Annotated in this window: 11 protein-coding genes; 6 read left to right on the forward strand and 5 right to left on the reverse strand. The window is 60.3% G+C overall.

The window, feature by feature from the left end:
• Nucleotides 1–37 precede the first annotated feature (37 nt).
• Complete coding sequence (locus ACYASU_RS02645) at nt 38–1,390, reverse strand: DEAD/DEAH box helicase (RefSeq protein ID WP_074891698.1); 1,353 nt, start codon at nt 1,388–1,390, stop codon at nt 38–40.
• Nucleotides 1,391–1,570: 180 nt separating this feature from the next.
• On the opposite strand from ACYASU_RS02645, the gene ACYASU_RS02650 reads away from it, so the two are divergent.
• Nucleotides 1,571–2,851: a mechanosensitive ion channel family protein gene (locus tag ACYASU_RS02650; protein WP_463581877.1), complete on the forward strand. Its 1,281-nt coding sequence runs from the start codon at nt 1,571–1,573 to the stop codon at nt 2,849–2,851.
• Here the strand turns inward: ACYASU_RS02650 and ACYASU_RS02655 are convergent, their stop codons facing one another.
• On the reverse strand, nt 2,852–3,808 hold the full coding sequence (locus tag ACYASU_RS02655; protein WP_463581878.1) for a cupin domain-containing protein: 957 nt from the start codon (nt 3,806–3,808) through the stop codon (nt 2,852–2,854).
• A gap of 114 nt (nt 3,809–3,922) precedes the next feature.
• Between ACYASU_RS02655 and ACYASU_RS02660 the strand changes: the two genes are divergently transcribed.
• Nucleotides 3,923–4,843, forward strand: a complete 921-nt coding sequence (locus ACYASU_RS02660) for an alpha/beta fold hydrolase (protein WP_463581879.1) — start codon at nt 3,923–3,925, stop codon at nt 4,841–4,843.
• A 22-nt stretch (nt 4,844–4,865) separates the two neighbouring features.
• Entirely contained in the window at nt 4,866–5,780 is a 915-nt protein-coding gene (locus tag ACYASU_RS02665; protein WP_463581880.1) for an alpha/beta fold hydrolase, read from the forward strand.
• 124 nt (nt 5,781–5,904) lie between these two features.
• On the opposite strand, the gene ACYASU_RS02670 is transcribed toward ACYASU_RS02665, so the two are convergent.
• The 3 genes from ACYASU_RS02670 to ACYASU_RS02680 form a co-directional block, all read right to left on the reverse strand.
• Nucleotides 5,905–6,141 carry a hypothetical protein gene (locus ACYASU_RS02670; protein ID WP_463581881.1) on the reverse strand — a complete coding sequence of 79 codons (237 nt, stop codon included), beginning with the start codon at nt 6,139–6,141 and terminating at the stop codon, nt 5,905–5,907.
• Nucleotides 6,142–6,293: 152 nt separating this feature from the next.
• Complete coding sequence (locus ACYASU_RS02675) at nt 6,294–7,160, reverse strand: carboxylate/amino acid/amine transporter (protein WP_192171535.1); 867 nt, start codon at nt 7,158–7,160, stop codon at nt 6,294–6,296.
• Between the two features lie 388 nt (nt 7,161–7,548).
• Complete coding sequence (locus ACYASU_RS02680; RefSeq protein WP_065992674.1) at nt 7,549–7,863, reverse strand: 3-phosphoglycerate kinase; 315 nt, start codon at nt 7,861–7,863, stop codon at nt 7,549–7,551.
• Nucleotides 7,864–7,913: 50 nt separating this feature from the next.
• Here ACYASU_RS02680 and ACYASU_RS02685 point away from each other — a divergent pair, with 50 nt between their 5' ends.
• From ACYASU_RS02685 to ACYASU_RS02695, 3 genes are all read left to right on the forward strand, one after another.
• Nucleotides 7,914–8,840 (forward strand): LysR family transcriptional regulator, encoded by a 927-nt coding sequence (locus ACYASU_RS02685; protein WP_346630691.1) that lies wholly within the window; start codon nt 7,914–7,916, stop codon nt 8,838–8,840.
• A gap of 323 nt (nt 8,841–9,163) precedes the next feature.
• The gene (locus tag ACYASU_RS02690) at nt 9,164–9,721 is read left to right on the forward strand and encodes a peptidylprolyl isomerase (protein WP_463581882.1); all 558 of its coding nucleotides are present in this window, start codon (nt 9,164–9,166) and stop codon (nt 9,719–9,721) included.
• Nucleotides 9,722–9,909: 188 nt separating this feature from the next.
• Nucleotides 9,910–11,742, forward strand: coding sequence for an ABC transporter ATP-binding protein (locus ACYASU_RS02695; RefSeq protein ID WP_463581883.1), 1,833 nt, complete (start codon nt 9,910–9,912; stop codon nt 11,740–11,742).
• Nucleotides 11,743–11,837: the final 95 nt, after the last annotated feature.

An 11,837-nucleotide genomic window follows, 5' to 3' on the forward strand; every position in this document is an offset into this window, starting at 1 on the left:
CAGCCGTTCAGCGGGCTGGCCGGGAGGCAGAATGGGGTTATTCAGCGACTGGCGGACGCGTGACGCGCTTTTTCAGCGGCGCCATCCCGTCCTGGCTGACCAAAGGCTCGGCCTTCGGACGATTTACCGATTTGCGCTTGGTCGGGCCCTTGGCAACGGCTTTCTTTTTGTCGCCCTTCTTGTCACCTTTGCCATCGGTTTTTTTCTTCTTCACGCCGACCGCCTTGCCCGACGCCTTGACCTTCTTCGGCCCGGTGTAGGTGCCTTTGACTTCCTTGATCGTGCGGCGCTCGAACTTCTGCTTCAGGTAGCGCTCGATGCTGGACATCAGGTTCCAGTCACCGTGGGTGATCAGCGAGATCGCCAGACCTTCGCCGCCGGCACGGCCGGTGCGGCCAATGCGGTGAACGTAGTCGTCGCCCGTGCGCGGCATGTCGAAGTTGATGACCATGTCCAGGCCGTCGACGTCCAGACCACGGGCCGCGACATCGGTCGCCACCAGGATCTTCACGCCGCCCTGCTTCAGACGGTCGATCGCCAGCTTGCGATCCTTCTGGTCTTTATCGCCGTGCAGCACGAACGCCTTGTACTCGAGCGCCACAAGGCGACCGTAGATGCGGTCGGCCATGGCGCGCGTGTTGGTGAAGATGATTGCTTTCTGGTAGGTCTCGTTGGCCAGCAGCCAGTTCAGGACCTGCTCTTTGTGCACGTTGTGATCGGCAGTGATGATCTGCTGACGGGTGCCCGGAGCCAGTTCGCTGACACTGTTGACCTGCAGGTGCTGCGGGTCTTTCAGGACTTTGCCGATCATTTCGCGCAGGCCCGAACCACCGGTGGTGGCCGAGAACAGCATGGTCTGCTGACGGTTGGCGCATTCGCCGGCCAGACGCTCGACGTCTTCGGCAAAACCCATGTCGAGCATGCGGTCGGCTTCGTCGAGAACCAGCAGTTCGACCTGCTTGAGGTCGAGGTTGCCGGCGTTGAGTTGCTCAAGCAGGCGGCCCGGCGTACCGATGAGGATGTCCGGCACTTTGCGCAGCATCGCGGCCTGGACCTTGAAGTCTTCGCCGCCGGTGATCAGACCGGCCTTGATGAAGGTGAACTGGGAGAAACGCTCCACTTCCTTGAGCGTCTGCTGGGCCAGCTCGCGGGTCGGCAGCAGGATCACGGCGCGGATGTCGACGCGAACCTTCGCCGGGCCCATCAGGCGATTGAGCATCGGTAACACGAACGCGGCAGTCTTGCCGCTGCCGGTCTGCGCCGTCACCCGTAGATCGTGTCCTTCCAGCGCCAGCGGAATGGCCGCTGTTTGCACAGGCGTAGGCTCGACGAAATTGAGTTCGGCCACGGCTTTTAGCAGGCGTTCGTGCAGGGCGAATTGGGAGAACACGGGTGTTACCTCGGCGTAATACAAAAAAACAGTCGCATAGGGTACCGGTTTAAGCCGGATTCGCCGAGTCTCTTTAGCTCAAAGGGCCTATTTTGTTACCGGATTTGGCCTACCCTGCCCTCGCTTCCCTATCAATGCTCTAATCGCGCCCCCCATTTTTGATCAGGAGATCCAGCGCCCATGGACACCCATTCGCTTTGGCTACGTGCCCAGGAAATCTGGACGCTGCTGGAAAACCAGCCAATGCTGCGCACGATCACCGGATTGACGCTACTGCTCATCGCCGCCTTCGTGCTCGGGCGGCTGGCGCGATGGATGATCCTCTACGCCATGAAAGCCCTGAGCCGCCAGCCCTCGCTGTTCTGGCTCAATGACTTTCTGCACAACAAAGTCTTCCACCGGCTGGCCCAGGTCACGCCGTCGGTGGTTATTCAATTCGGGCTTAATCTGGTCCCGAACCTCAGCACTGCTGCCAACCACGTGCTCGGCAACATCGCGCTGGCGTTCACCATCCTCTTTCTCATGCTCACCGTCGGCGCGCTGCTCAACGCGTTGCTGGACATCTATGCTCGCACCGAACACGCCCGCACCCGCTCGATCAAGGGCTACGTGCAGCTCACGAAAATGATCCTGTACGTGTTCGCCGGAATCATCATCGTCGCCACGCTGATCGACCGATCGCCGTTATTGCTGCTCTCCGGGCTCGGCGCGATGTCGGCGGTGATTCTGCTGGTCTACAAAGACACACTGCTGTCCTTCGTCGCCAGCGTGCAACTGACCAGCAACGACATGCTGCGCGTCGGCGACTGGATCGAAATGCCACAAGTCGGCGCCGACGGCGACGTGGTGGACATCACCCTGCACACCGTCAAGGTGCAGAATTTCGACAAGACCATCGTCTCGATCCCGACCTGGCGCCTGATGTCCGAGTCGTTCAAGAACTGGCGCGGGATGCAGCAGTCCGGCGGGCGCAGGATCAAGCGCAGCCTGTTCATCGATGCCAGCGGCGTGCGGTTCGTCTCCGATGAAGAAGAACAGAAGCTGACCCAGGTCCGCCTGCTGACCGACTACATGGGCCGCAAGAAAGCCGAGCTCAAGGCATGGAATCAAGCCCAGGGCAACGTCGCCGAGATGTCGGCCAACCGCCGCCGCATCACCAACATCGGCACGTTCCGCGCCTACGCCCTGGCGTACCTGAAAAGCCACGCCGACATTCACCCGGACATGACCTGCATGGTCCGCCAGATGGAAGCCACGGCCCAGGGTGTTCCGCTGGAAATCTACTGCTTTACCCGCACGACCAGTTGGGGTGACTACGAGCGGATTCAGGGGGATATCTTCGATTACCTGCTGGCGGTGCTGCCGGAGTTCGGGCTGGGGGTTTATCAGCAGCCCAGTGGGGCTGATTTAAGAACAGGCTTGGCGAAGATGTCACACGAGCGATTGACTGAAGGCCTCTGACTACTCTCCTTCCACGTTTCTGACGCGCACCGCTCCTGGGGACATGCCCACCGACCGTTTGAACGCGCGGCTGAACGCGGCCAATGACCCATAACCCAGCTCGCTGGCGACGGTTTCAACCGGTTGACGTTGGCGACTCAACCGGAGAACCGCCAGACGCATTCTCAAGTCCGTCAGGTATCGAAGCGGAGTGACGCCGGTTGCGAGGAAAAACCGCTGAGCAAACACCGAGCGGGATTGCCCGGCTTCCTTTGCAAGCATTGCCACGGTCCAGTGTCTGCCAGGGTGTTTGTGCATCATGACAAGCGCCCTGCTGAGCCGGGGATCCTGTAACGCGCTCAACCAGCCCGAGGCGCCGCCGCATCCGCCAGCCACCCAGCCTCGTACGATCAGGGCGGCGACCACTTCGGCAAGGCGCGAGAGGATTCCCATGTGCCCCGCTTGCAGGGTCAGCGACTCGCGCTCCATCGCATCGAGCATGGGCCGGATCTCGGGCGATGATTCAAGCAGCATACTGACCTGCAACACCTCTGGCATGGCTGTCACCAGAGGCTGCATGCCACCGAGCTCCAGCGTCATGCAACAACTGAACATAGCCGGCGCCTGGTTCTTTCTGTCCTGATCAACGAGGGGCGTTTCACCGCAGTCACTGCCAGCCAAGGCGTCCAGGGTGAAGGGCTTCACATCGGTTGCGCGCGTCTCCTCCGAAGCCAATACCGCGTGCGGCCCTCCGTGGGGGATGAGCACGGCGTCCCCGGTATCGAGCCGATGAAGATGGCCGCCGGGGCTTCGCAACCAGAGCGGCCCGCGCCCGACGAAATGAAACTGAGCCCGGCCCACTTCGTTGCTGAAGCCAATGCCCGGCGTGCCTTCAACTTGCATTCTGCGGAACTGCACGCCGAACAAGCGCATGCCTGACAGCAATTCGCTTACAAGGGCATTGGAAGAAGGATGCATAAAAGGGGAGCCACATCAGGACGAATGATCAAGCAAGAATCGCTTTGGATCATAGAACGTCCCGACGACCCTGCCTAGACTTTGCTTCCCACTTTGAAGTCAGGAAGCAGTGCCATGAATTCCCCCCGTTTTACCCGACTGCTGCGCGGCACCTGTGCAGTCCTCTTGTTGGGAGGCCTCTCCTCGCTGACCATGGCCGCAGATCGCAGCTACACCGTCACCGCACCCGACGGCGTCAAGCTGGCGGTGCAGGAGTCAGGCAATCCGCAGGGCCCTGCCATCGTCTTTATCCACGGACTGCTGGGCAGCCGGCTTAACTGGCAGAAGCAGACCAGCGATCCCGAGCTGCAACGCTATCGCATGATCACCTACGACCTGCGCGGTCATGGCCTCTCCGACAAGCCGGAAAATACCGACGCCTATACCGACGGACGCCGGTACGCCGATGATCTGGCGGCCGTGCTCAAAGCGACCGGTACCAGAAACCCCGTATTGGTCGGCTGGTCATTGGGCGGCGTGGTCATGTCGAACTATCTTGCCGCCTATGGCGACGCTGATATCGGCGGGATGATGTACGTCGACGGCGTCATCGAACTCAACGCCGCGCTGATCACTGCCCACCCCGACGTGTACGCAGGCTTGGCGTCCAAGGATCTGAAAACCCATCTGGACGCCGTGCGCAGCTTTCTGGCGCTCTGTTTCCACACCCAGCCGGATGCACCTACCTTCGAGCGGCTGTTATCCAATGCTTCCATGGCTTCATGGCCGATGACCCGCGCCACGCCCTCAATGACCGTTGCCGTGGCGCAAGGACTGCCCAAGGCGCGTGTGCCGGTCCTGATGGTGTATGGCGATAAGGATGCGCTGGTTCAGGTTCAGCCCAGCATCGCCCGCGCCAAGCAGTTGAATGCTCGCATACAGACAAAGCTGTACCAGAACTCGGGCCATGCGCCGTTTCTGGAAGAGACCGCGCGCTTCAATCGGGATCTGGTTCGGTTCATGGACACCTCTGTGAACGCAGCCCGGGGTCGCTAGAGGCTGATAAGGAGGCTGCTTGATGTCAGAGCTGACACGTACAACACCCACACCCTTTTTTCCTGACTTCAGGCCACTTGACGTGGAAGCGGGGGGCGTTCGATTCGCCGGGGTCATCGGTGGTCATGGCCCGCCAGTCCTGCTGCTCCACGGATATCCGCAGACCCACATTGCCTGGAGGCGGGTTGCTCCAGCGTTGGCGCTGAGCCACACCGTGATCATCCCGGATCTCCCGGGGTACGGTTCGAGCCAAATCAGGCAAACAACGCCACGATGGACCAAGCGACGTGTCGGGGATGCACTGGTCGCCCTAATGGAAAAGCTTGGGCACGAGCAATTTTCAGTCGTGGGTCATGACCGAGGGGCGCGGGTGGGGTATCGCATGGCCCTTGATTACCCTGAACAGATCACCGCGTTCGCCTCCCTCGCCGTGGTGCCGACGCTGGATGCGCTGGCGTCAATGGATTTTCGCGGCGCCAGCAAGGCCTTCCACTGGTTTCTGCTTGCTCAGCAGGCGGACCTGCCAGAACGCTTGCTGGCTGCTGATCCGGATGCATTCATCGATTTTGCGTTGGAGAAAATGACGGCGGGCCAAGCAGTGATCGAGGCAGCGGCCATGGAGGCTTACCGGGCAGCATTCCGAAGACCTTCGGTGCGTCTGGCCATGATTGAAGACTACCGGGCTGCGCTGGATGAGGATCTTGCGATGGACGAGGCAGACTTCTCGGCGGGCCGGAAGCTGCGATGTCCGGTGTTGGTGCTATGGCCTGATGCTGACCACGCCGATGACCGCCCTACTCCGACCGAGATATGGCAGCGCTGGGCAACCGACGTTACCGGCAGCTCGACGCGGGGTGGGCATTTGCAGCCAGAAGATGCTCCGGAACAAGTACCGGCAGCACTCGCACCCTTCTTGCAGATACAGAAGATCCAATAACGTTCGAAGGGAAGTTGATATGAGTTGAGCGTGAATAAGGAGTAACCCGACGCAATTTAATTCAAACAACAAAAAGCCCGGCATCTGCCGGGCTTTTATTGTGGGTCTCGTTACACCCAACGACTTACTGATAACGCTGATAGCTCGAACCAAACTCTTTGCGGTTTTCAGCAACGGTTGCGGTGCCGGAAGTCTGAGTGGCGAAAGGCTTGGCCGCCTCTTTGCTGGCGACTTTGCTGTCCAGAACGATAGCGCTGGAAGCGTCGACGATGGCGCGTTGGTGGATGTGCTCAGGGCTGGCGAAGGCAGAACCGGCAGCCAGGATGGACAATGCGAAACCGAAGGCAATGGACTTTTTCATGATGTAGATCTCCGCGTAGTTGCTGGTAAGTGGGTTAAGTCGTTTCGTTGGGGCCAATCTATTCGCTTGATCCCAACATGAAAAACCACGCATGAAGATATCTAACATCACCCTCGCTGATGTCGGTGACGCGGGCGTCTAACCCGGCTGTTTCAGAGAATGGCCCGGCGTTGAACAAGACCGCGCCGACTGATCCACACCGAAGAAACAATCACCAGCCCGCCTAAAAACAGCTTGCCCAGGTCCTCGTTCTGCCCCCAGATCAACAGATTGATCAGCAGCCCCACCGGCACGTGCAGGTTATTCATCACCGCGAGTGTGGCGCCGTTGACCAGACACGCGCCTTTGTTCCACCAGTACATGCCGAGGGCGGTGGAACACAGGCCGAGGAACAGCAGCACAACCCACTGTTGAGGCGCGTCCGGCAGATGCTGCGGATTGCCGAACAGCAGAAATGCTGGCAACGCCACGGCCAGGGCGCCGAGGTAGAAATAGCCGAAGCGACGGTAATGCGGGAGATCGCTGGGGTAACGGGCCACCAGGTGTTTGTAGAGCACCTGCCCAGCGGCGTAGGTGAAATTCGCCACCTGCAGCAGCAGGAAGCCGCCGAGGAAATTCGGATCAACCCGGTCGTAACGAATGATCACGGCGCCGAGCACCGCGACCATGGCCGCCAATAGGCCCCACGGATTGAAGCGCCGGTTAAGAGCGTCTTCGATCAGCGTGACGTGGAGCGGCGTGAGGATGGTAAACAGCAGCACTTCTGGGACCGTCAGCACGCGAAAGCTCAGGTACAGGCAGACGTAGGTGACGCCGAACTGAAGCGCGCCAATCAACAGCATGCCGCGCATGAATTGAGGCTCGACGCGACGCCAGCGCGTCAGCGGGATAAACACCAACCCAGCCAGCACGACGCGCAGCAGCACGGCAAAGTAGCTGTCGACGTGCCCGGCCAGATAGACGCCGATCAGGCTGAAGGAAAACGCCTGAATCAGCGTCACGAAAAGTAGATAGCCCATGGTTGCCCCTTTTTTGAAGGCGGCGACCTTAGCCGGTTGGCCATGGCCTGTCTATTAAGCAGTCGGCTCGCCACCGTTTGCGGCGACTCGGGACACGGAAAGAAAAAACCCGATCGACCCGGCGCAGTCCTGCGGGTCGATCGGGCAATGCACTCAGGAGCGAACGAGTGCCAATGGAGTGTCGATGAACGCGAGCATCTTCAAGGGGTGGGATTAACGGGCGATTAAGGCGTCCAGGCGGATGCCGCGCCAGCGTTCGGAGGGCAATCCCCTCGCCGTACCGACGGCAGGCATATCGATCAAAGAAGCCAGCTTTCGCCCCGAACCCATCCAAGAATTTGTTTTATCGACGAAGCCGACGTACGCTCCGTCGACGCTGATGCGTGGGTTACAGAGGCTCGCAGCTCAGGGAGATGCGCAGTTTGACGATGTCGCGGGTGAATTTCGCGGTGACTTCGGTGCTGCTTTTCGGCGCGACCTGAACCCGGCGCGTGCGCGGGGCTTCCGGCCCGTTGCGAAAGACCACGCTGCACTTGGCAGGAACATCGCCAAAGTTATTCAGGGTGATGTTGCCGATGTCGTAGGCAACGTCATGACTGTTGTAGTCCACCTGCACGCCCTTGATGTCTTTCTCGACGTCAATCGGGTAGGCAAACGCGCTCAGCGGCAGCATCGCCAGCAGCACACAACAGATTCTTTTCATGGGGCAGTCTCCATTCAGGGACCGCCAGCTTAGGACAACAGGAGCGAGAGATGAAAGCGCCCCGCGTGACCCTTGATCAATGGCGCACGCTGCAAGCCGTTGTCGACCATGGCGGCTTTGCTCAGGCCGCCGAAGCGCTGCACCGTTCGCAGTCCTCGGTCAGCTACACCGTCGCCAGGATGCAGGACCAGCTCGGCGTTCCGCTGCTGCGCATTGACGGCCGCAAAGCCGTGCTGACCGAGGCGGGTGAAGTCTTGTTGCGGCGCTCGCGGCAACTGGTGAAGAACGCCAGCCAACTGGAGGACCTCGCCCATCATATGGAACAGGGTTGGGAGGCCGAGGTGCGTCTGGTGGTCGACGCCGCTTACCCGAACGCCCGGCTGGTGCGAGCGCTGACAGCTTTTATGCCGCAAAGCCGCGGATGTCGGGTGCGACTGCGTGAGGAAGTGCTGTCGGGGGTGGAGGAAGTGTTGCTGGAAGGTGTAGCCGATCTCGCCATCAGCGGCTTCAGCATTCCGGGGTATCTCGGGAATGAGATGAGCAAGGTGGAGTTCGTCGCCGTGGCCCATCCCGGCCATGCCTTGCATCAACTGCAACGTGAGTTGAATTTCCAGGACCTGGAAAGCCAGTTGCAGGTGGTGATTCGTGACTCCGGGCGCAATCAGCCGCGCGACGTCGGCTGGCTCGGCGCCGAACAGCGCTGGACGGTGGGCAGCCTTGCGACGGCCGCTGCGTTTGTAAGCAGCGGGTTGGGCTTTGCCTGGTTGCCGCGCCACATCATCGAGCGGGAGATCCAGGAGGGCGTGCTGAAAATCCTGCCTCTTGATAAAGGCGGCAGTCGGCATCCCACGTTCTATCTGTATTCCAGCAAGGACAAACCGCTCGGGCCAGCGACGCAGATCCTGATTGAGCTGATCCAGAGCTTCGACACCGCGCCGCTGGACGCGCCCTTCCCGGCGCCGCAGCAGATGCTGTAAACAACGCGTGCAGTCAGTGGGACCGGCTTTAGCCGGGAATGCGTCGGGTGTCACACCGCAAATATGAGGGTGCTCCATCCGGCCTCTTCCCGGCTAAAGCCGGTCCCACAAGAACAGCGCGTGCACCTGTAGGACTGGCTTTAGCCGGGAAGGCATCGGGTGTCACACCGCAGGAGTGAGGGTGATAAAGCAGGCCCCTTCCCGGCTGAAGCCGGTCCTACTGAAATCAGCGCGCGCCAAACCCCCCACTGTCCAAATCCGCGCAAACGTGCTTCCCTTACGCCTGTTTTTTCGCAGTCGACATCAATTTCAGGACTCTGCCCATGCTGAAGAAAATCGCCCTCTCCGCCGCTGCCGTGTTGTTCGCCGGCAATCTGATGGCCGCTCCGGCGCCTCACGTTGTGCTGACCACCAGCTTCGGCGATGTGGAAATCGAGCTGAACCAGGACAAGGCGCCCGTCAGCACCCAGAACTTCCTCAAGTACGTCGACAGCAACTTCTACAACAACACCATTTTCCACCGCGTTATCCCGGGCTTCATGGTGCAGGGCGGCGGCTTCACGGCGCAGATGCAACAGAAATCCACCAACGACCCAATCAAGAACGAAGCCGATAACGGCCTGCACAACGTGCGCGGCACCGTCGCCATGGCGCGGACCTCGGACGTGAACTCGGCCACCAGCCAGTTCTTCATCAACGTCGTTGACAATGCCATGCTCGACCACGGTGCCCGTGACTACGGTTACGCCGTGTTCGGCAAGGTCGTGAAAGGCATGGACGTCGTTGACCAGATCGTCAACGTCCAGACTGGCAACAAAGGCGGGATGCAGAACGTGCCGGTTGACCCGATCTACATCAAGACGGCCAAGCGCGTGAACTAAGCTTGCCGCAAGCGCAAAAGCCGGGCGTCTGCCCGGCTTTTGCATTTTCAGGCCCCGGCCCTTGAATCAGCGTGAGCAATCGCGTTTTCATGCGGTCTGAACCGAAGACTGTCATTGAGCTGCTCTCAAGCCGCTGTGTTCAATCCCCACCAAAAGGAGAGCCCGCTCAAGCGTGGGCGTCATTGCCAATGCTCTATCGCCGTTTTGAACAGCTGATCGATATCTTCCGCGAAGCCCCCACCGCCGCCCCGCCCAACACTGTCACGTCGTTCTACGTGTATTACCTGCGTCAGGTGTGGCCCAGCTTTGCCGCGTTGCTGGTAGTTGGATTGATCGGCGCGCTGATCGAGGTGTCGCTGTTCAGCTACCTGAGTCGCATCATCGATCTGGCCCAAGGCACACCCAACCCGAATTTCTTCCGCGAACATGCGTTCGAGCTGACGTGGATGGTCATCGTCGCGCTGGTGCTGCGCCCGATCTTCGTTGCCCTGCACGACCTGCTGGTGCATCAGACCATCAGCCCCGGCATGACCAGCATGATCAACTGGCAGAACCACAGTTACGTGCTCAAGCAGAGCCTGAATTTCTTCCAGAACGACTTCGCCGGGCGCATCGCCCAACGCATCGTGCAGACCGGTAATGCGCTGCGTGATTCCGCGGTGCAGTCGGTGGACGCGTTGTGGCACGTGCTGATCTATTCGATCAGCGCGCTGGTGCTGTTCGCCGAAGCCGACTGGCGCCTGATGATTCCGCTGCTGAGCTGGATCATCGCGTTCGTCCTCGCCCTCCGGTACTTCGTGCCGCGGGTGAAAGCGCGCTCCGTTATGTCTTCCGATGCGCGCTCCAAACTGATGGGCCGCATCGTCGATGGCTACACCAACATCGCCACGCTCAAGCTGTTTGCCCACACCAATTCCGAGCAGCAGTACGCCCGCGAGGCCATCAGCGAACAAACCGAGAAGACCCAGCTGGCCGGCCGCGTGATCACTGAAATGGACTCCGTGATCACCACGCTCAACGGCATTCTGATTGTCACCACCACGGGCCTGGCGTTGTGGCTGTGGACCCAGTCGCTAATTTCGGTGGGAGCGATTGCGCTGGCGACCGGTCTGGCGATTCGCATCGTCAACATGTCCGGCTGGATCATGTGGGTGGTCAACGGCATTTTCGAAAACATCGGCATGGTCCAGGACGGTCTGCAGAGCATCGCTCAGCCGGTGGGCATCACCGATCGGGACGCTGCGCCGAAGCTGACCGTCAGCCGTGGCGAAGTGAAATTCGAAGACCTCAACTTCCAGTACGGCAAGGGCAAGGGCGTGATTCACGGCCTGAACCTAGACATCAAGCCGGGCGAGAAGATCGGATTGATCGGGCCGTCGGGCGCCGGTAAATCCACGCTGGTGAATCTGCTGCTGCGTTTGTATGACGTACAAGGCGGGCGGATCCTGATCGACGATCAGGACATTTCCCACGTCGCCCAGGAAAGCCTGCGTTCGCACATCGGCATGATCACCCAGGACACGTCGCTGTTACACCGCTCGATCCGCGACAACCTGCTTTACGGCAAACCGGACGCGACCGACGCTGAATTGTGGGAAGCCATGCGCAAGGCCCGCGCCGATGAGTTCATCCCGCTGCTGACAGATTCCGAAGGTCGTACCGGGCTGGATGCCCATGTGGGCGAGCGCGGCGTGAAACTGTCCGGTGGTCAGCGTCAGCGCATCGCCATCACCCGCGTGCTGCTCAAGGACGCGCCGATCCTGATCATGGACGAAGCGACGTCCGCGCTGGATTCGGAGGTGGAAGCGGCGATTCAGGAGAGTCTGGAAACGCTGATGCAGGGCAAGACGGTGATCGCGATTGCTCACCGGCTGTCGACCATCGCACGGATGGACCGCCTGATCGTGCTGGAAAACGGCGTGATTGCTGAAAGCGGGACCCATGGCGAGCTGCTGGCCCACAAAGGTCTGTATGCACGGCTGTGGGCGCATCAGACCGGTGGGTTTGTCGGGGTGGATTGACCCTTGAAGAAATAGGCCCGGGGCGGATGTCCTGGGAGGTTCCGATGCCGCCTTCGTGAGCAAGCTCACCCCCACAAGGGTTGAGCTTGCCACGA

The sequence above is a fragment of the Pseudomonas sp. HP_12 genome (assembly GCF_055283955.1).